This is a genomic window from Jannaschia sp. R86511, from assembly GCF_042466345.1.
In the GTDB taxonomy this organism is placed as follows: domain Bacteria; phylum Actinomycetota; class Actinomycetes; order Actinomycetales; family JBBAYJ01; genus Aquipuribacter.
In genome coordinates this window covers 1718845-1738162 of the sequence record NZ_JAXHCD010000001.1, presented here as the reverse complement: position 1 = coordinate 1738162, position 19318 = coordinate 1718845, and the positions used below count along the sequence as shown (strand labels likewise).

20 protein-coding genes and 1 pseudogene are annotated in these 19318 nt (G+C 75.5%); 12 read left to right on the top strand and 9 right to left on the bottom strand.

Annotation, left to right across the window (positions count from 1 at the left end; translation table 11 throughout):
• Positions 1–6: 6 nt before the first annotated feature.
• The 4 genes from SJY06_RS08335 to SJY06_RS08320 are packed head-to-tail and all read left to right on the top strand — an operon-like array spanning position 7 to position 3405.
• The gene (locus tag SJY06_RS08335) at positions 7–843 is read left to right on the top strand and encodes a type II CAAX prenyl endopeptidase Rce1 family protein (RefSeq protein WP_380166489.1); all 837 of its coding nucleotides are present in this window, start codon (positions 7–9) and stop codon (positions 841–843) included.
• Positions 816–2156 (top strand): AMP-binding protein, encoded by a 1341-nt coding sequence (locus tag SJY06_RS08330; RefSeq protein WP_380166488.1) that lies wholly within the window; start codon positions 816–818, stop codon positions 2154–2156. The genes SJY06_RS08335 and SJY06_RS08330 overlap by 28 nt, the downstream gene beginning before the upstream one ends.
• Positions 2153–2536 (top strand): PLD nuclease N-terminal domain-containing protein, encoded by a 384-nt coding sequence (locus SJY06_RS08325; protein WP_380166487.1) that lies wholly within the window; start codon positions 2153–2155, stop codon positions 2534–2536. Before SJY06_RS08330 ends, SJY06_RS08325 begins: the two co-directional genes overlap by 4 nt.
• On the top strand, positions 2533–3405 hold the full coding sequence (locus tag SJY06_RS08320; RefSeq protein WP_380166485.1) for a 1,4-dihydroxy-2-naphthoate polyprenyltransferase: 873 nt from the start codon (positions 2533–2535) through the stop codon (positions 3403–3405). Before SJY06_RS08325 ends, SJY06_RS08320 begins: the two co-directional genes overlap by 4 nt.
• Before the next feature lie 22 nt (positions 3406–3427).
• On the opposite strand, the gene SJY06_RS08315 is transcribed toward SJY06_RS08320, so the two are convergent.
• Entirely contained in the window at positions 3428–3634 is a 207-nt protein-coding gene (locus tag SJY06_RS08315; protein ID WP_380166484.1) for a PLDc N-terminal domain-containing protein, read from the bottom strand.
• Between the two features lie 60 nt (positions 3635–3694).
• Here SJY06_RS08315 and SJY06_RS08310 point away from each other — a divergent pair, with 60 nt between their 5' ends.
• The 3 genes from SJY06_RS08310 (at position 3695) to SJY06_RS08300 (ending at position 6214) form a co-directional block, all read left to right on the top strand.
• On the top strand, positions 3695–4069 hold the full coding sequence (locus tag SJY06_RS08310; protein WP_380166483.1) for a DUF4229 domain-containing protein: 375 nt from the start codon (positions 3695–3697) through the stop codon (positions 4067–4069).
• Positions 4066–4476: a globin gene (locus SJY06_RS08305; RefSeq protein WP_380166482.1), complete on the top strand. Its 411-nt coding sequence runs from the start codon at positions 4066–4068 to the stop codon at positions 4474–4476. Before SJY06_RS08310 ends, SJY06_RS08305 begins: the two co-directional genes overlap by 4 nt.
• A 91-nt stretch (positions 4477–4567) precedes the next feature.
• The gene (locus tag SJY06_RS08300; protein ID WP_380166480.1) at positions 4568–6214 is read left to right on the top strand and encodes a glycoside hydrolase family 13 protein; all 1647 of its coding nucleotides are present in this window, start codon (positions 4568–4570) and stop codon (positions 6212–6214) included.
• A 97-nt stretch (positions 6215–6311) separates the two neighbouring features.
• On the opposite strand, the gene SJY06_RS08295 is transcribed toward SJY06_RS08300, so the two are convergent.
• Positions 6312–6803 (bottom strand): acyl-CoA thioesterase, encoded by a 492-nt coding sequence (locus tag SJY06_RS08295; protein WP_380166478.1) that lies wholly within the window; start codon positions 6801–6803, stop codon positions 6312–6314.
• Between the two features lie 66 nt (positions 6804–6869).
• On the opposite strand from SJY06_RS08295, the gene SJY06_RS08290 reads away from it, so the two are divergent.
• The 4 genes from SJY06_RS08290 to SJY06_RS08275 are packed head-to-tail and all read left to right on the top strand — an operon-like array spanning position 6870 to position 9194.
• The gene (locus tag SJY06_RS08290) at positions 6870–7085 is read left to right on the top strand and encodes a hypothetical protein (protein WP_380166476.1); all 216 of its coding nucleotides are present in this window, start codon (positions 6870–6872) and stop codon (positions 7083–7085) included.
• Positions 7082–7585, top strand: coding sequence for a DUF5709 domain-containing protein (locus tag SJY06_RS08285; RefSeq protein ID WP_380166474.1), 504 nt, complete (start codon positions 7082–7084; stop codon positions 7583–7585). The genes SJY06_RS08290 and SJY06_RS08285 overlap by 4 nt, the downstream gene beginning before the upstream one ends.
• A gap of 38 nt (positions 7586–7623) precedes the next feature.
• Entirely contained in the window at positions 7624–8499 is an 876-nt protein-coding gene (locus tag SJY06_RS08280; protein ID WP_380166472.1) for an acyl-CoA thioesterase, read from the top strand.
• Positions 8500–8546: 47 nt separating this feature from the next.
• Complete coding sequence (locus SJY06_RS08275) at positions 8547–9194, top strand: alpha-ketoglutarate-dependent dioxygenase AlkB (protein WP_380166471.1); 648 nt, start codon at positions 8547–8549, stop codon at positions 9192–9194.
• Between the two features lie 28 nt (positions 9195–9222).
• Here the strand turns inward: SJY06_RS08275 and SJY06_RS08270 are convergent, their stop codons facing one another.
• From SJY06_RS08270 to SJY06_RS08240, 7 genes and pseudogenes are all read right to left on the bottom strand, one after another.
• On the bottom strand, positions 9223–10551 hold the full coding sequence (locus SJY06_RS08270) for a DUF2254 domain-containing protein (protein ID WP_380166469.1): 1329 nt from the start codon (positions 10549–10551) through the stop codon (positions 9223–9225).
• A gap of 103 nt (positions 10552–10654) precedes the next feature.
• Complete coding sequence (locus SJY06_RS08265) at positions 10655–11392, bottom strand: hypothetical protein (protein ID WP_380166467.1); 738 nt, start codon at positions 11390–11392, stop codon at positions 10655–10657.
• Between the two features lie 19 nt (positions 11393–11411).
• Positions 11412–13097: an energy-dependent translational throttle protein EttA gene (gene ettA / locus SJY06_RS08260; RefSeq protein ID WP_380166465.1), complete on the bottom strand. Its 1686-nt coding sequence runs from the start codon at positions 13095–13097 to the stop codon at positions 11412–11414.
• A gap of 68 nt (positions 13098–13165) precedes the next feature.
• On the bottom strand, positions 13166–13477 hold the full coding sequence (locus SJY06_RS08255) for a hypothetical protein (RefSeq protein ID WP_380169749.1): 312 nt from the start codon (positions 13475–13477) through the stop codon (positions 13166–13168).
• 52 nt (positions 13478–13529) lie between these two features.
• Positions 13530–13730: pseudogene (locus SJY06_RS08250) on the bottom strand (single-stranded DNA-binding protein); the annotation flags it as partial.
• 178 nt (positions 13731–13908) lie between these two features.
• Positions 13909–15615 (bottom strand): GTPase, encoded by a 1707-nt coding sequence (locus SJY06_RS08245; protein WP_380166463.1) that lies wholly within the window; start codon positions 15613–15615, stop codon positions 13909–13911.
• Positions 15612–17309 (bottom strand): dynamin family protein, encoded by a 1698-nt coding sequence (locus SJY06_RS08240; RefSeq protein WP_380166461.1) that lies wholly within the window; start codon positions 17307–17309, stop codon positions 15612–15614. The genes SJY06_RS08245 and SJY06_RS08240 overlap by 4 nt, the downstream gene beginning before the upstream one ends.
• A gap of 128 nt (positions 17310–17437) precedes the next feature.
• On the opposite strand from SJY06_RS08240, the gene SJY06_RS08235 reads away from it, so the two are divergent.
• The gene (locus SJY06_RS08235) at positions 17438–19261 is read left to right on the top strand and encodes a SpoIIE family protein phosphatase (protein ID WP_380166459.1); all 1824 of its coding nucleotides are present in this window, start codon (positions 17438–17440) and stop codon (positions 19259–19261) included.
• Positions 19262–19318: the final 57 nt, after the last annotated feature.

Here is a 19318-nt window from a genome sequence, read left to right as displayed (position 1 = left end):
GTAGGGGTGGACATCCTCCTGGCGGCCGCCGTCGCCCTCGCCGCGGTGCTGGGGTGGACGGCGTTCGAGTCCACCATGGCCCGTCGGCTGCGGCGCGACACCCGCCCGCTGCGGGCGCGCAACGCCGCCGTGGCCGGCGCCCACCGCCTGAGCGTGGTCGGCCACCTGGGTCTGGTGGCCGTGGCGGTCGCCCTGGCCGCGATCGTGCCGGTGCCGCTGTGGTGGAGCCCGGTCGCCGTGGCCTCACCGCTGGTCGGCGGGCTCACCGCGGGCCTGCTGCTGCTGGCGGCGGCGGCGACCGTCGCGTGGGTGGCCCGCCGGGACCACAAGCCCCGCGAGCGCCGGGCCCTGCTGGCCGTCGTCGCCGCCGCCCTGTCCACCGAGGTGCTGCTGCGCGGGCTGGCCCTGGGTCTGCTCGACCTCGCCGGCTGGCCCGTCACCATGGCCGTCCTGCTGGCCGCGGTCGCGACCGGCCTGCTCCAGGCGTGGCGCGCCGTGCCCGGTAGCCGGGCCTTCGGCTTCGTGCTGGCCACGGTGCTCGGCTTCGCCCTCGGGCTCGTCGTCGTGCTGACCGGCAGCGTCCTGGCCGCGGTCGCCATCCACGTGGTCGTCGCGGTCGTGGGCCTGGCCCGGACCGTGCCGACCGCCGCGCACGGCGCCGGCTGCGCCTGCGGGGGGCACGACCACGACGCCCCGACGGGGGCCACGTCCGAGGCGCCGGCCTCCCCCGACGTCGCGCCCGCGGTCACCGGCCGCGCGCACTCCGCCGCCTGCGGCAGCACCTGCGACCACGCCGGCACCAGCGCCTGCGCGTCGTGCCCGCTGTCGACCGCCCGGGTCTGAGCGGCGCGGCCACCACGGTGACGCCGTCCGGCGGGCGCCCGGTCCTGCCGGTGGCGGTCGACCACGCGGACGGGCGGGTCCTGCTCGGGCCGCTGCGGGCGGCGCTGTCCGGGGCCGGGCCCGCGCTGGCGCCGCACGCCCGGGGCCGCGCACCCGACCCGGCCGCCGTGGCCCCGCTCGGGCCCGACGAGGACGACCCCGGCGACCCGGTGGCCGCCGTGGTGTCGACGACGGGGTCGACGGGTGCGGCCAAGCACGTCCTGCTGCCCGCCTCCGCCCTGCTGGCCTCGGCCGGGGCCACGCACGACCACCTGGGGGGATCCGGTCGGTGGCTGCTGGCCGTGCCCGCGCACACCGTGGCCGGGGTGCAGGTCGTCGTCCGCTCGCTGGTGGCCGGGACGAGCCCGGCCGTGCTGGACCTGAGCCAGGGTTTCGACGCCGACGGTTTCGCCGCGGCCGCGGCCGCCATGACCGGGACGGGTCGCCGCTACACGTCGCTGGTCCCCACCCAGCTCCGCCGGCTGCTGCAGGCCGCCCCGGCGACCGGGGCCGCGGCCGCCCTGGCGGGCTTCGACGCCGTGCTGGTGGGCGGGGCCGCCATGGACGCGCAGGTCCGGGAGCAGGCGCACGCCGCCGGCGTCCGGGTGGTGACGACGTACGGCATGACCGAGACCTGCGGCGGGTGCGTCTACGACGGCGTGCCGCTGCCCGGCGTGCAGGTGCGCGTCGAGCCGCTGCCCGGGACCGCGGGGCCGGTCGGCCGGGTCGTGCTGTCCGGTCCCGTGGTGGCCCGGGGCTACCGGGGCGGCCCCACCGCCGGCGCCGGCGAGGGGTTCGACCGGACGCCCGCCGGCGGGCGCTGCTTCCGCACCGCCGACCTGGGCGAGCAGGTCGCGGGCCGGCTGGAGCTGCGGGGCCGCACCGACGACGTCGTGGTGAGCGGCGGGGTGAACGTCGCCTTGGACGCCGTGGCGGCCGTCGTGCGGGCCCTGCCCGGGGTGCAGGACGCGCTCGCGGTCGGCGTGCCCGACCTCGAGTGGGGCCACGCCGTCGGCGTCCTCGTCCAACCCGTCGGCCCCGGTCCCGGTCCCGGTCCGGACCTGGTCCGCGAGGCGGTCCGGGAGCGGCTGGGGCGCGCCGCGGTGCCCCGGTGGCTGCGGACCGTGACCGAGCTGCCCACCGCCGGTGTCGGCAAGCCGGACCGCCGCGGGGCCGTCCGGCTGCTGCAGGCGGGGCCCCAGGACGCAGACGGCCCCGGACTGCGAGACGATGTCCCACCGAGCACCCCCCGACCCGAGGAGCCCACCGCGTGAGAAGCCTGATCATCCCGGCTCTCGTCCTGGCCTTCACGGTCTACTGCGTCATCGACGTGGTCAGGTCCGAGGAGTCCGACATCCGCGGCCTGCCGAAGATCATGTGGGTGTTCGTCGTGCTGCTGTTCCCGCTCGCCGGCGGTGCGGTGTGGTTCATCGCCGGCCGGCCCCGCGGCACCAGGCCCCCCGGCGCGGAGCGGCTGTCCCGGCCCAAGCCCCGCGTGCTGGGCCCGGACGACGACCCCGACTTCCTGCGCACCATCGACCGGCCCGGCGCCGGGCCCGACGGCGGGGCGAGCAGCCAGGACCCGGCCCCGGAGCCCGACCGGCGCTCCGACGACCAGGACGACCCGACCGGACCGGAAGACCGCCGGCCGTGACCTCGGTCCGTGAGTGGGCCGCGGGGGCGCGGCCCAGGACGCTGCCGGCTGCCGTCGCGCCCGTCGCCGCCGGGACGGGCGCCGCCGCCGGGCTGGGCGGCCTCGACGTGCCGGCCGCCCTGCTGGCCCTGGTGGTCGCCCTGGCCCTGCAGGTGGCCGTCAACTACGCCAACGACTACTCCGACGGCGTGCGGGGCACCGACGACGCGAGGGTCGGGCCGATGCGGCTGGTCGGCTCCCGCACCGCGACCCCGCGGGCCCTCCTCGCTGCGACCGGGCTGGCCTTCGCGGTCGCAGCGGTGGCCGGGCTCGCCCTGGTCGCCCGCAGCGGGCAGTGGTGGCTGCTGGCGGTGGGGGCGCTCGCGGTCCTGGCCGCCTGGTTCTACACCGGCGGGCCCCGCCCCTACGGCTACGCCGGCCTCGGCGAGGTCATGGTGTTCGTCTTCTTCGGCCTGGTGGCGGTGCTGGGCACGACCTGGACCCAGGCCGGCGCGCTCGACGCCGGCGCGTGGGCCGGCGCCGTGGGGGTCGGCTCGCTCGCCTGCGCGCTGCTGGTGGTCAACAACCTGCGGGACATCCCCACCGACACCCTGGCCGGCAAGCGGACGCTGGCCGTACGGCTGGGAGACCGGTGGACGCGACGGCTGTTCGTCCTGCTGCTGCTCGTCCCGGTCGCGTGCACCCTGGTGGCGGTCCTCGCCTCGCCGTGGGCGCAGCTGGCGCTGTTCGCGCTGCCGCTGGCCGTGGTCCCGCTGCGGGTGGTCAACAGCGGCGCGACGGGCCGCGAGCTGGTACCGGCCCTCGGCGCGACCGGCCGCTACGGCCTGGTGTTCGGCGTGCTGCTGGGCGTGGGCCTCGCACTGGGCTGAGGCGCACCCGGTACTGCCTGCCTCAGCGGCGCCGGCCCACCGGGTCGAAGGCCTCGGGCCGGCCGCTCCACAGCCACAGCAGCGGGCCGATCACCGGGACGAGCAGCACCACGAGCACCCACGCCGCGAACGGGAGCCCGCGCACCTGGGTCGGCGAGGTCCGCACGCAGTCCACCAGGGCGTAGACGTGCAAGCCGACCACGACGAGGACCAGGAGCAGGCGGAGCACCCGACCAGGGTACGACCGGGCGCGCGCGAGGGCAGCCCGGGGCGCACCTACCCTGGAGGCATGCGACCGGTCGCCGTCTACTCGGCCCTGCGCCTCGGGCTGTTCCTGCTGGCGCTGCTGCTGCTGCGTGCCGCCGGGGTCGGCGGCGTGCTGTCCCTGGTCATCGCCCTGGTGCTGGCCATGCTGCTGTCGTTCCTGGTGCTGCGGCGCCAGCGCGACGCCGTGACCCGCGCCCTGATGGCGCGCCGGCAGCAGGCGCAGAGCGCCCGGACCGCGACGGGCGGTGACGCGGCACCGCCGCCGCGCACCCGCCGGTCGCGCTGGTCCTTCAGCGGCCGGCTGGCCGAGGACGCCGCGGTCGAGGACGCCGCGGTGGACGGCACGACCCGCCCCGGCGGCACCAGGACCGACGACACGAAGGGAGGCACCCGGTGACCGCACCCGACGACCTGCGCCGGCAGCAGAGCTTCTACGACAGCGTCGGCGGCGCCGAGACGTTCCGGCGCCTGGTGCACGAGTTCTACGTCGGGGTCGCGGGCGACGAGGTGCTGCGCCCGATGTACCCCGAGGACGACCTGGGCCCGGCGGAGGAGCGGCTGCGGCTGTTCCTCGAGCAGTACTGGGGCGGACCCACCACGTACTCCCAGCAGCGGGGCCACCCCCGGCTGCGGATGCGGCACGCCCCCTTCCGGGTCGGCCCGGACGCCCGGGACCGCTGGCTGCGGCACATGCGGGCGGCCGTGGACTCCCTGGACCTGGCGCCCGTGCACGAGGCCGTGCTGTGGGACTACCTGGAGCGCGCCGCGCACTCGATGCTCAACACGTTCGACGACCCCGCCTGAGGGGAGGGCGCGCCCGGTCCACCGGCCGCCGCAGGACCCCGCCACCAGCCGTGATGACAGCGCTTGCATCGCTGTGCCACCCTCGTCGCCCGTGACTGAGTGGTGGCGCGACGCCGTTGTTTACCAGGTCTACCCGCGGTCCTTCGCGGACGCGGACGGGGACGGGATCGGCGACCTGCCGGGCATCACGTCGCGGCTGCCCGCGCTGGCCGAGCTCGGCGTGGACGCCGTCTGGCTGTCGCCGTTCTACCCCTCCCCGCAGAACGACGCCGGCTACGACGTGTCGGACTACCGGGACGTGGAGCCCATCTTCGGCACCCTGGCCGACGCCGACGACCTGATCGGCACCGCCCACGACCTGGGCCTGCGGGTGGTCGTCGACATCGTCCCCAACCACACCAGCAGCGAGCACCGCTGGTTCCAGGCCGCGCTGGCCGCCGCCCCGGGCAGCCACGAGCGCAGCCGGTACATGTTCCGCGACGGCGGCGGGGAGGACGGCTCGACGCCGCCCAACAACTGGCGCTCCGTCTTCGGCGGGTCCGCCTGGACCCGGGTCACCGAGCCCGACGGCACGCCGGGCCAGTGGTACCTGCACCTGTTCGACTCCACCCAGCCCGACGTCAACTGGGACAACCCCGACGTGCACGAGGAGTTCGCCGAGACGCTGCGGTTCTGGCTGGACCGCGGCGCCGACGGGTTCCGGATCGACGTGGCCCACTCCATGATCAAGGAGGCGGACCTGCCCGACTGGGAGGACGACGACAGCCCGATGGGCGGCACCGCCGAGATCACCGAGGACCGCCGTCCCCCGATGTGGGACCAGGAGGGCGTGCACGAGATCTACCGCGAGTGGCGCCGGATCGTCGACTCCTACGACGGCGACCGGATGCTCGTGGCCGAGGCGTGGGTGACGCCGTACGAGCGGCTGGCCCGCTACACCCGCCCCGACGAGCTGCACCAGGCGTTCAACTTCGACCACTGCGTGGCGCCCTGGCGCGCCGCGGACCAGCGGGGCGTCGTGACGACCTCCGTCGAGGGCTCCGCCGCGGTCGGGGCCCCCGCGACCTGGGTGCTGAGCAACCACGACATCGTCCGCCACGCCAGCCGCTTCGGCTTCCCGCCGGCCTCGCGCGGCCTCGGTGGGATCGGTCCGGACGACCCGCAGCCGGACGCCGTCCTGGGCCTGCGCCGCGCCCGCGCGGCGACCGCGTTCATGCTGTCGCTGCCGGGTTCGGCCTACCTGTACCAGGGCGAGGAGCTGGGCCTGCCGGAGCACACGACGCTGCCCGGCGACGTCCGGCAGGACCCGGCGTGGCACCGCACCGGCGGCGAGGACACCGGCCGGGACGGCTGCCGCGTGCCCGTCCCGTGGGAGGCCGACGCCCCGTCGTTCGGGTTCGGCCCCTCGGCCGGCACCTGGCTGCCCCAGCCCCCGGTCTACGGCGAGCTGGCGCGGGACCGGCAGCAGGGCGTCGAGGGCTCGACGCTCGAGCTGTACAAGGCCGCCCTGCGGTTGCGCCGCGAGCACTCGCTCGGCCACGGCGACACCCTCGACTGGGTCGAGCAGTGGTGCGGGCCGCAGTCGCTCGGGCTGCGCCGCGGCGACGTGCTGGTGCTGGTCAACTTCGACGGCGAGCCGGCGGACCTGCCGGCCGGGCACCGGGTGCTGCTGTCGTCGGGCCCGCTGACGGACGGCCGGTTGCCGAGCGACACCACGGTCTGGCTCGCCCCGGCCTGACCCGGGCCGGCCTGACCCGGGCCGGCCTGACCCGGGCCGGCCTGACCCGGGCCGGCTGCCGCGCCCTCGGACCCAGGTGGGTCCGGGGGCGTCGCGCTCAGCGCCCGCTGCGGCGGAAGCGGACCTCGGGACCGGTCATGCCCTCGAGGAACTCCCGCTCCTCGGGGCTGATCCGCCGCGGCGCGGCGGCGGAGAACGAGTACATGACCATGGTCGAGGCCGAGCGGGCGTGCACGGTCCGGCGGCGCTCCCCCGCGTCCTCGGTGTCGCCGCCGCGGCCGTCGGCGGCCTCGTCGTCCCCCGAGGCGGGCCCGAGGGTCGCGACCTCGTAGCCCAGGTCGAAGCCGGCCCCGCCGATCCGGGTGATCCAGACGTCGACCTGGACGCCGTCGGAGCGGTACTCCAGCGGGACCAGGTACTCGACCTCGTGCCGGACCACCAGCGTGCCGGTGTCGGGTCGGGCCTTGACCAGCGCCAGGGCCTCGATCCGGGCCTGCTCGGTGTAGCGGAAGAACTCGGTGTTGTTGACGTGGCCGTAGGCGTCCATGTCGGACCACCGCATGGCGACGGGGACGGTGACTGCGGGCACGCGACGATCCTGGCAGGTCGGCGGCCACGACGCATGGACGCGAGCCCGCCTGGGTACCCCCTGGCCATGACCGACGATGCCGACAGCACCACCGGGTCGGGCCCGGACCCAGGCCCCGCGCAGCCCGACACAAGCCCGCAGGACCCCGGGGCGTACCGCGCCGAGGACGACGCCGACGCGGACCCCGACGTCATGAACCCACGGGATCTGCGCGGCGCCGGCAGCGGCGAGACCGACCCCGACCTGGACCCCGACAGCCTGAACCCGAGGGAGGGCGCGTGAGCGACCCCGGAGACATGATCGACACCGACGCCGTCGCCTCGCTCGAGCCGGACGAGGTCGCCTACGACCAGGACCTGGCCCTGGGCGAGGACGGCGAGGAGGACGTGGCGCAGCGCAGCTACGTCCCCAACGACCGCCCGGTGGCGGCCGGGCAGCACGGCACCACGGCCGAGGAGCAGCACGACGGCAGCAGCCTGGAGGACCGGCTGGCCGCCGAGCGGCCCGACGTCGATGGGGAGCGACCCGGTGACGAGGTGCTGCCGAGCGAGCAGCCGCTGGACGACGCGCTGGGCGAGGACGTGTCCAGCGAGGACCTGGTCGCCACCGACGAGCCGGACGGCGAGGTCGGCGACCTGCGCGCGGGCCGGCTGGTCGAGCCGGACGAGGGCGTGCGCGACGACACCGAGAAGGACATGGTCGCCGACGACGTGGGCATCGACGGCGGTGCGGCCAGCGCCGAGGAGGCCGCCATGCACGTCACGGAGGACCCCCGCACCTGAACCACCCCGGTGGAGGGGCGCCCGGTAGGTTCCGGGTCGTGACCGAGCGCCCCTCCCCCGAGTCCCTGCGTGACAACCTCGTCCGCGACCTGCGGCTGCAGGCCACCGACGACCCCGACCGGTTCGTCGGGCAGAACGTGCTGCAGCCCTTCGGCCGGGTGTTCGGCGGGCAGGTGCTCGGCCAGTCGCTGATGGCCGCGGGACGGACGGTCGAGGCGGACCGCGCCCCCCACAGCCTGCACGCGTACTTCCTGCGGCCGGGCGACCCCGAGGTGCCGATCGAGTTCTCGGTCGAGCGGCTGCGCGACGGCCGGTCGTTCAGCGCCCGGCGCACCCACGCCCTGCAGCACGGGCGCCCCATCCTGTCGATGATCGCGTCCTTCCAGCTGCCGGACACCGGCGTGGAGCACGCCGACCCGATGCCGGACGCGCCGGCCCCGGAGGACGTGCCGACCACGGCCGAGGTGCTGGCCGGCATCGACCACCCGGCAGCGGCCTACTGGTCCCACGAGCGTCCGATGGACATCCGCAACGTCGACGCGCCGATCTTCCTGCGTCCGGCCCGGGACCGGTCGCCGGACAGCGCCGTCTGGCTGCGCACCACGGCGGGCCTGCCCGACGAGCCGTTGCTGCACGCGGCCACGCTGGCCTTCGCCAGCGACTACTCGCTGCTGGAGGCCGTGCTGCGTCGTCACGGCGTCGCGTGGTCGGACCCCCGGCTCAAGATCGCCAGCCTGGACCACGCCATGTGGTTCCACCGTCCGGCCCGGGCCGACGACTGGCTGCTCTACACCCACCACAGCCCGTCGGCCTCGAACGCGCGCGGCCTGGTGCAGGGGTCGATGTTCGACCGCACCGGCCGCCTGGTGGCCACGGTGGCCCAGGAGGGCATGGTCCGGCTTCGGGAGGACTGAGGTCGCAGGGACTAGTACACCTGTTCGAACCCGGGTAGCGTCGGGGCATGGAGATCGCCCTGCAGCCGTCGCTGTTCGACGACGTCGACGCCACCGCGCAGCACGCCGGGCCGTCGCTGGGCGACCTCGGGGGCACCGTGCAGCGCACCGTGCTGTCCGGCGGGGCCTGGGTGGACGTGCGTCCGGGCTGGGTGAGCGACTCCGCCGAGGTGTTCAGCCGGCTGGTGGAGCGGGTGCCGTGGGTGGCGGAGAAGCGGCAGATGTACGACCGCGTGGTCGACGTGCCCCGGCTGCTGTCCTGGTACGGCGAGCACGACGCCTGGCCGGACCCGCTGCTGGCGGACGCCCGGGACGCGCTGACCCGGCACTACGGGGCCGGGGAGCGCGAGCGGTTCGTCTCGGCGGGGCTGTGCTTCTACCGCGACGGTCGCGACGGGGTCGCCTGGCACGGTGACCGGATCGGGCGCAGCCGGTCGGAGGACGTGATGGTGGCCATCGTGTCGTTCGGGGCGCCGCGGGCGCTGCTGCTGCGGCCCGTCGGCGGGGGCGAGACGGTCCGCCACGTCCTCGGGCACGGCGACCTGCTGGTGATGGGCGGGTCCTGCCAGCGGACCTGGGACCACAGCGTCCCCAAGACCGCCCGCGCCGTCGGACCCCGGATCAGCGTGCAGCTGCGCCCGCGCGGGGTGGCCTGACGGTCGCCGCAGCGGCGGCAGGGGGGGGTCAGGTCGGGACAGGAGTCCGGAGGCGGCCCAGCACCGTGCTCGCCCGGGCCCGCACCCGGGCTGCGTCGTGGGGGTGCGGGTCGCCACGCTCGAAGTGCGCCACCAACAGCTCCAGCTGCCCGGCCAGGTGCGCCCTGGTCGTCCCGTGCGCCCCGTCACCGACCCGGTCGAGCACGTCGATGGTGCGGATCACCACGTCCGGGTGGTCGAGGGCGTAGGCGCGCATGGCGTCCACGAGCATGTCGACGAGGTCGGTGAGCACGACCGCCGGCGCCACCACCCGCACCGCCCCGTCGTCGTCCAGCCGGGCGGGTGACGGCATCCGGCGACGGGCCATCGCGGCCAGGCCGTCGGACAGGTCGTCGAGCGCGTTGACGGCCGTGTACGGGTCGTTGGTGCCGGGCGACAGCGCCCGGACCGCCAGCTCGACCAGCTGCTGGGTCGCGAACTCGACGTCCTGGAACGGGCTGCGGGCCGCGGCCAGCGGCAGGCAGCGGCGGACACCGTCGGCGAGGCCGTCCGGCTCGGCCGCCGGCCCGTGCACGCGGGCCAGCCCACCGCCCTCGACGACGTAGGAGCCGGGGCGCACCAGCAGCTCCAGGACCACGTCGGCCGCGACGGCCCGCTCGAGCAGGTCGTCGCTGCTGACGCGCAGCACGTACCCCCCGCGCGAGGCCCGCACGGTCGTCACGGGTGCGGACGCCAGGGCGGCGGCCACGAGCTCACCGGTCCGGTGCGGGTCGGCCCCGTCCCCCAGCTGTTCCGGGTAGAGGTCGTCGACGACCGTCCGCAGCTCGCCGTGGACCCGCCCGGCGAGCGTCCACACCTGGATGGAGTCGCTGATGTGGTGGATGAACCAGACCAGCAGGCCGATGCTCACCACGGCCAGCAGGACGGCGCCGTTGACGGCCAGCTGGGGCACGAAGGGCTCGTCGCCGCCGTCCAGGGTGCGGATGGACCGCAGCACCAGCAGGGCGTACAGGTAGGTGGCCACGTAGGTGCCGAGCACGACCTGGTTGCCCCGGTCGGCCATGAAGTTGCGGACCAGGCGCGGGCCGTAGCTGGACGACGTCAGGGCCAGGACCGCGATGGTGATGGAGAACGTGGTCGACGCGACCGCGAGCATGGACCCGGCGATGGCGCTGAGCAGGTCCCGGCTGCCGTCGGCCCCGACCAGGTAGACGACCGTGCCGGCCTGCCCCTGCCAGGCGTCGGAGTCCACCGCCCCGTCCAGCACGATGAGCCCCTGCGCCAGCCCGGCCGCGAGCAGGCAGAGCAGCCCCGGCACCAGCCAGAAGGTCTCGCGGAGTCGTAGCAGCGCAGCCATGGCTCATGGTCCCGACCCGTGTCCCCTGACACCCCCAGGCGCGCCGGTCCGGGCGGGCTGGGACCCGGCCGTCACCGCACCGGCCCGGCCGCAGCCGGTCCCGTCAGCCGCCCGAGGCCGGCCGTCGGCGACGGCGGGACCACCGGCGGGTGCGTGGCGGCGTCTCGAAGAGCACGTCGGCCATGTCCTCGTCGACGGCCTCGATGACCACGTCGTGGCCCCGGCCGTGCTGCGTCCCGCCGACCTGCTCTGTCCGCACGCAGATGCCCGTGCCGAGGTCGAGGCGGACCACGTGGTGCTCGGCGTGGGTGTGGCCGGGCTGCCGGTCGGCGGCGCGACCGGCCCCCTCCTCGGCCAGCAGGTCGTCGCTGTCCGCACCGGGCAGCAAGGGGCAGCAGCTGCACACCGGGGCGTACCCGGGCCGCGTGCGCACGACGGCCTCCAGGGCGGGCCGGCCGTGGTGCACGACCCGCCTGACGTCGTCGACCACGACCGGCGCCACGGACGCGCCGGTCACCGGGTCCGCGCCCAGGGCCAGCTCGTAGGGGTCGAGCATCGCCACCCAGTGGTAGTCCTGGTAGATCGGCGGCTCGGCCCGGTCCCCGGCGGCCGGGTTCGGACCACCGACCGGGCGGGCGGGCTGGACCCCGGCGGCCAGGAGGGTGCCGTCGAGGGCCTCCACCCGCAGCGCCCCGGGCCGGCGCAACCAGGCCCGCACGTCGTCGGCGTCGCGACCCCGCCAGGAGCGGACCAGCCGGACCGTGCGCCAGGCCCCCGGGGACGACAGGGCGGACGAGCAGAAGGCGGCAGCGTCGGTGCCGCTGCCGCCTCCTGCCGTCACGCCGGGCCCGGGACGGGCGTCAGTCGCGCGTGAGCTTGCGGTGGGTGACCCGGTGCGGCCGGGCCGCGTCCACGCCGAGCCGGTCGACCTTGTTGGCCTCGTAGGAGGCGAAGTTGCCCTCGAACCAGTACCACTTGGCCGGCTCCTTCTCGTCACCCTCGTAGGCGAGGATGTGGGTGCAGACCCGGTCGAGGAACCAGCGGTCGTGGCTGATCACCACGGCGCAGCCGGGGAACTCGAGCAGGGCGTTCTCCAGGGAGCCCAGGGTCTCCACGTCCAGGTCGTTCGTGGGCTCGTCGAGCAGCAGCAGGTTGCCGCCCTCCTTGAGGGTCAGCGCCAGGTTGAGGCGGTTGCGCTCACCACCGGAGAGCACGCCCGCCGGCTTCTGCTGGTCGGGACCCTTGAACCCGAAGGCCGAGACGTAGGCCCGGGAGGGCACCTCGACGTTGCCGACCTGGATGTAGTCCAGGCCGTCGGACACGACCTCCCACAGCGTCTTCTTGGCGTCGATGCCGCCGCGGGACTGGTCGACGTAGCTGATCTTGACGGTCTCGCCGACCTTGACGGTGCCGGCGTCGGCGTCCTCGAGCCCGACGATGGTCTTGAACAGCGTGGTCTTGCCGACCCCGTTGGGGCCGATGACGCCGACGATGCCGTTGCGCGGCAGCGAGAAGGACAGCCCGGAGATCAGCTCGCCGCGCTCGTCGAAGCCCTTGTGCAGGTCGTCGACCTCGATCACGACGCTGCCCAGGCGCGGGCCCGGCGGGATCTGGATCTCCTCGAAGTCGAGCTTGCGGGTGCGCTCGGCCTCCAGGGCCATCTCCTCGTAGCGGGCCAGCCGCGACTTGGACTTGGTCTGCCGGCCGCTGGCGTTCATGCGGACCCACTCGAGCTCGTCCTTGAGCCGCTTGGCCAGCTTCTGGTCCTTCTTGCCCTGGACCTTGAGCCGCTCCTGCTTCTTCTCCAGGTAGGTGGAGTAGTTGCCCTCGTACGGGTACAGCCGACCGCGGTCGACCTCGGCGATCCACTGCGCGACGTTGTCCAGGAAGTACCGGTCGTGGGTCACGGCCAGCACGGCGCCCGCGTAGGCGGCCAGGTGCTGCTCGAGCCAGTTCACGCTCTCGGCGTCCAGGTGGTTGGTGGGCTCGTCGAGCAGCAGCAGGTCCGGCTTGGACAGCAGCAGCTTGCACAGCGCGACCCGGCGACGCTCACCACCGGACAGGATCGTCACGTCGGCGTCCGGCGGCGGGCACTGCAGGGCGTCCATCGCCTGCTCGAGCTGGCTGTCCAGGTCCCACGCGTCGGCGTGGTCCAGGGCCTCCTGCAGCTCGCCCATCTCGGCCATCAGGGCGTCGAAGTCGGCGTCGGGCTCGCCCATCAGGGCGCTGATCTCGTTGAACCGGTCGAGCTTGGCCTTGATCTCGCCCAGGCCCTCCTCGACGTTGCCGAGGACGGTCTTCTCCTCGTTCAGGGGCGGCTCCTGCAGCAGGATGCCGACGGTGTAACCGGGCGACAGCCGGGCCTCGCCGTTGGACGGCTGGTCCAGCCCGGCCATGATCTTGAGGATGGTCGACTTGCCGGCCCCGTTGGGGCCGACGACGCCGATCTTGGCCCCCGGGTAGAACGACATCGTGACGTCGTCCAGGATCAGCTTGTCGCCGTGGGCCTTGCGGGCCTTGTACATGGTGTAGATGAATTCCGCCACGCCCTCAGGCTAGGGGGTGGACCGGGCTGCCACCGCCCGCAGCCCGGCCCACGGCCCCGGTCGGGGCCTCAGAACGCCGGCTCGGCCTCGCGGGCGCCCGCGCGGAGGCTGTCGGTGCCGTCCAGCTCGTCGTCGGCGTCCAGCAGCTCGCCGGTGCCGGTGTCGACGAACGACCCCTCGACCCCGTCCACCGGCTCCAGGCTGACCTGCTGGGCCAGCTCGTCGGCGTCGCTGCGGTCCACGTCGTCGCGCGCCTCCTCGGCGCGCGAGCGGCGGTTGGCCGTGAAGGACGTCGTGCCCCAGGTCAGGTCGTGCCCGACCACCTCGGCGGTGACGTCGGCGCTGGTGCGCGGCTGGTTCTCGTGAACGAAGTCGCGCACCCGCCAGCCGGCCCTGCACCAGCACCCCCTGCCCCTTGCGCAGGCTGCCGACCACGTTCTCGGCCAGGCCGCGCCAGGCCGTCACGGTGTACCAGCTGGTCTCGGCGTCGACCACCTTGTTGTCGGTCTGGGAGTAGCGCCGCGAGGTGACGGCCACCCGGAAGCTGCACACGGTGGTGCCGTTCCTCGTCACCCGCAGGACGGGCTCGGTGGCGACGTTGCCCCGCAGCGCCACCTTGGTCTCGTTCAGCATGTGGGTCCCCTTCGTCGTGGTGCCGGCGCTGCGCCGGCGACCCCACGACCGTGCCGCCCTCGCGCGGCCCCGGGCCGCCCCGGCGCCCGGCCCTGTGGACCCGGGCGGGGCGGGCGGGCCTGTGGACACACCGCAGGCCGACCGCCCGGACCCGGGTGGCGGCGAACAGCGGGAGGGCTCAGGGGGTGAGCAGGTCCCGGCAGCGGCGGTGGTCGGCGAGCACGTCCGCCACGGGGACCAGGACGCGCTCCCTGGCGACCTTGCCGACGGCCACCTCGAGGCGCAGCTGCGCCGTGGCCGCCCGGGCCCGCGCCCGACCGGGCACGAACGACCCGGCCACGACGGCCAGCAGGGCGCCACCCAGCAGCCCGACCACCGTGAGCGCCGTCGGTAGCGGCAGCGGCAGCCAGGCCGGCAGCCCCGGGACGGTGGGCAGGTCCGGGTAGGGCACCTGCAGGAAGTCCAGGACGAACAGGGCCAGCAGCCCGAGCAGGCCGAGCAGGGCGGCCGCGGCGAGGACCACGTGCAGCAGCCCCACCACCGTCCACCAGGCGGGCCGTCGGAAGGTCAGGTCGGTGGACAGCACGGCCTGGTCCAGGGCGTCACGCAGGTCGTCGGTGCGCACCGGGGCCTGCCGGACGGACTCGGCCCAGCGTTCGGGCAGACCCTCGGTGGCGATGTCCAGCAGCTGCCGCTCCGCCAGGTCGACCCGGGCCAGCTGCGCCCGGGTCGGCTCGGGCACCGACGAGCGGGCCAGCCCCGTCAGGTCCCCGCCCAGCTGCGGGTCCTGCAGCCGCAGCCGCTTGAGCGGGTCGCGCCGCAGCCGACCCGCCCAGCGGGTCAGGGGCCAGCCGACGTGGCGACCGGCGTCGCGGCGGTAGCCGGACTCCACGGCCGCGACCACCGCAGGCACCGACGCCGCCCCGGCCAGCGCCTCGGTGAGCCGCGGGTCCCCGCCCACCTCGTCGATGCCGGGCTCGTCGTCGGCCACCCCGCGCCGCAGCCCCGCCGCGGTCTCCCGCAGGGCGGCGCGGGCCCGGCCGAGCGCCATGGCCCGGGAGGCCACGGCGTCGGTGAACAGCCCGCGCAGCTCCGCCACACCCTCCCCGGTGACGGTGGAGGTCGCCATCACCGTCGCCCGCGGCAGGCCGTCCTCGCGGACCAGACGCCGCAGGTCGTCCAGCACGACGTCACGCTCCTCGGACGTGAGGCGGTCGACCTGGTTGAGGACGACCAGCAGCACGTCGTCGTGACCGCGGAGCCGCTTGAGGTAGTCGGCGTGCAGGGCCTCGTCGGCGTACTTCTGGGGGTCGACGACCCAGACGATCAGGTCGATCCGGTCGACGAGGCGGTCCACGTCGACCCGGTGGGCGGTCTCGCGGGAGTCGTGGTCGGGCATGTCCAGCAGGACCAGGCCCTCCAGCGCGGCCGCCCGACCACGGCCGAGCTCGCTGTCGTGGACGGTCCGGTACCGGGACGGGACCTCCAGCCAGTCCAGCAGCGGGTCCGCCCCCTCGCCCCAGACGCAGGCCACGGGGTGCGAGGTGGTCGGTCGGCGCACCCCGACGGTGCTGATCGTGAAGCCGGCCACGGCGTTGAACAGGCTGGACTTGCCCGAACCCGTCGCCCCGGCCAGCGCCACCACGGTGTGCTGGGTGCCGAGCAGGGCCCGGGCGCCGGTGCGGTCGACCTCGTCCTGCGCGGCCCGGGCCCGATCGGGGTCGAGGCGGTCGCCGCCCACGGCCAGCGCCTCGGTGATCCGCGAGACCAGGTCCGGCACCTCGACGGCGGGGTCCGCCTCCGCCGGGCGCGAGGACCGCTCACCCCGACGCAGCCGGCCGCGACGGGCGGGGGCGTCCTGACCGGTGGGGGTCGCCCCGCTCACCGGGCCTCCTCCAGCTGCTCCAGGGCGACCCGGATCCGGGCGCCCGCGTCGGCGACCGGCGCGGCCTCGACCCAGCGGCGCCGCTCGGTCTCCAGCATGGCGTTGACCCGGTCCAGCAGGTCGGCCCGGGCCCGGGCGGCCAGGGTGCGGACCGCCTCGTCGCCGAGGATGGCCTCGAGCAGGCGCTGGCTCAGCACGGCCGTGCCCCCGGCGATGGCGACCTCGCCCCCGGTCAGGCCCGCGGTCTGGCTGAACACCGCCAGCATCAGGACGAAGCCCACCCCGTTGACGCCCAGGCTGACCGCGCGGGCCTGGGTCTTCTTGCCCTCGCCCTGCTCGTTGACCAGGTCGATGACCGCGCCCTGCCAGTCGCGCACGAGCCGCCGGATCCGCTCGTCGGTGCCGTCGGCGGGCCGGGCCAGCGACGGGTCGGCCAGCAGCAGGGCGGCGCCGGCCGGGCGCGCGCGCCACTCCTTGGCCACGTCGCCCGCGGCGGCGGTGAGCTCCGACAGCAGCAGGGCGTGCGTGGAGGACTGCAGCGCCTCGCCCAGCTTCTCGACCGGGGCGCGCTTGCCGCGGACGAGGCCGACCAGCCGGTCGCGGACGCGGGAGACGCCGGCCTCGAACCCGCGCCACAGCTCGCCGGTGCCCAGGGCCTCCTGCCAGCGGGTGAGCACCTCGCCCCGCAGGACCGAGCCGTCGGACAGCGCCGTGTCCAGGTTGCGCCGGGCCAGCTGGTAGCGGTCGCGCGCCACGGTGCGCAGCTCCGTCGCGGCCTCGTTCTGCTCGTCGGCGGCCCGGGCGATGTCCACCACGCGGTCGTTGAGGGTGTTGAGGGCGCCGGTGACGGTCCGACGGATCACCACGCCCCGGGCGGCGGCGTCGGAGGCCAGGCCGGTCAGCCAGGCGTGCAGCGCCTTGACCGGCCGCCGGGGCAGCAGACCGGCCTCCACCTCGGAGTCGACCACGGGGAAGATGGGCGAGGCCCCCAGGCCGTTGGCGGCCAGCATGCCGGCCAGGTCGTCGCGCACCTCGTTGAGGGCCGCGGCCGGCACCCGGTTGAGGACGACGGCCAGCGCCGCGGCGCGGGCGGCCGCCTCGTGCAGCAGACCCCACGGCACGGCGTCGGCGTACCGCGCGGCCGTGGTCACGAACAGCCACAGGTCCGCGGCGGCGAGCAGCTGGGCGGCCAGCTCGCGGTTGGAGTCGACCACGGAGTCCACGTCGGGCGCGTCCAGCACGGCGAGCCCGCTCGGCAGGGCCTCGTCGGCCACCAGGCGGACGGTGGTGATGGGCCGGTCCGCGGGCAGGTCCTCCTCCTCGCCGTGCACCCGGGCCAGGCCCGGCAGCACCCGCTGGTCGGTGAACCAGTGGGCGTCGTCGGGGTGGTGGACGAGCACGGGGGCCCGGGTGGTGGGACGCAGGACCCCGGAGCGGGAGACCTCACGGCGGAGCAGGCTGTTGACCAGCGTGGACTTGCCGGCCCCCGTGGACCCGCCGACCACGACCAGCAGCGGCGCGTCCAGCCGTTCCAGCCGCGGCAGCAGGTAGTCGTCCACCTGCCGGCAGACCCCGACCACCTGCGCGCGCGCCGCGACGACGCCCGGGGTCTCGTAGGCGAGGTCGACGGTGTCGAGCTCGGCACGCAGCGCCCCGAGGGCGCCGACAAGCGAGGAGCCGTCACCGTTGGTCACGGTCACAGCCTGCCCGGACAGCGTTCGCAGGGCGAGCGGACTCGCAGGACGACCGCCGACGGATTACCGAGCAGCCGTTCGTGCGCACCGGCTACCCGGTCGGGGCCCCAGCCACCATGATTCACCGCATGACCCCGTCGACGGCCCCGGACGCGCAGCAGATCGCTGCCGTGTTCCGGGCTCTGCCGACCCCCTACCTGGTCATGACGCCCGACCTGGTCATCGTCGACGCCAACGAGGCCTACCTGGCCACGGTCGGGCGCCGCCGCGAGGAGATCCTGGGCGTGCCGGTGTTCGAGGCGTTCCCGCCCACCCCCGACGCGCTGGACGAGCACGGCGTCCCCCGGGTCCAGGTGTCGTTCGAGCGGGCCCGCGACACGGGCCTGCCCGACGCGATGCCGCTGCAGAAGTACGACATCCCCGACACGGCCAGCGGCGGGCTCAGCGAGCGCTGGTGGTCCCTGACCAGCGTCCCGGTCCTGGGCCCGGACGGTCGGACCGGCTTCGTCGTGCAGCGGGCGGAGGACGTGACGGAGTGGGTCCGGCAGAACCGGCGGGACCCCGCGGCGCCGCCGGGCACGGACCCGTCGACGGACCAGGACGACCGGGCCGCGGACTGGCAGCGCCGCGCGGAGGACCTGGAGTCCGACCTGTTCGCCCGGGCCCAGGACCTGACGGCGGCGTTGGAGGCCAAGGAGCGCGCGGCCCGTCGGCTCACCGGGCTGGCCGAGCTGTCGCTGCGGCTGAGCACGGCCGAGACCGTGGCCGACCTGGCCGACGTGATCACGCGCGAGCGGTTGACGGTGCTGGGCGCGGACGGGGCGGCGACGGTGCTGCCGACCGCGGACGGGTCGTGGTGGGTGCCGCTCAGCACCGCCCCGGCCGGTCGGCCGGACCTCGACCCCGACTGGCTGGCGGCCGACAGCACCCTGCCGGCGGCCACGGTGGCCCGCACCGGTCGCCGCCGCGTCATGCTGACCCGGGCCGCGGCGCTGGCGTCCCACCCCGCGATGGCCGACGTGGTCGAGCGGACGGGGATGCAGGCCTGGGCGTTCCTGCCGCTGCGCTCGGCCGGTGAGCTGCTGGGCTGCCTGGTGGTCTGCTGGCGCGAGGAGCAGGCGCCCGAGGCCGACCACCTCGAGCTGCTGGACGGCTTCGCCGCGCAGCTCTCGCAGACGTTCGACCGGATCCGGGCCCAGGAGGCCGAGGCCGCGGCGGCCCGCGAGGTCCACCGGTTGTCGGAGACGGTGCAGCGCAGCCTGCTGCAGAACCCCCCGGTGCCCGAGCAGGTCCAGGTGGCCGTCCGGTACGTGCCCGCGGCGGAGCACGTGCGGGTGGGGGGCGACTGGTACGACGCGTTCATGACCACCAGCGGCACCACGCTGCTGGCCATCGGGGACGTGACGGGCCACGACGGGACGGCCGCGGCGACCATGGCCCAGATCCGCAGCCTGCTGCGCGGCATGGCCTACGACAGCGACGACAGCCCCGCGCTTCTGCTGGCCCGGCTGGACCGGGCCCTGGAGGGGCTGCGGCTGGACACCCTGGCCACGGCGGTTCTGGCCCGTCTCGAGCACGTGGTGCACGAGGACGGACGGCGCTGGCAGGTGCGCTGGTCCAACGCCGGGCACCTGGCGCCGGTGCTGCGTCACGCCGACGGCTCCGTCGAGCTGCTGGAGGACAAGCACGACCTGCTGCTCGGGCTGGACCCGCTGACGCCCCGACGCGAGCAGGTGGTCGTGGTGGAACCCGGCGCCACGCTGGTGCTGCACACCGACGGGCTGATCGAGCGCCGGACCGTGGGGCTGCAGGACGGCATCGACCGGGTCTGCGCCACGCTGGCCCGGCACGGCCACCGCGACGCCGAGGCGGTCTGCGACGAGCTGCTGGACCAGGTGGCCCCGGCCGTCAACGAGGACGACATCGCGCTGCTGGTGCTGCAGGTGCGCTGAGGCGCAGCCCCACACGGGCCCACGCGGGCCCCGCCGCCTCAAGCCGGACGGGTGGCC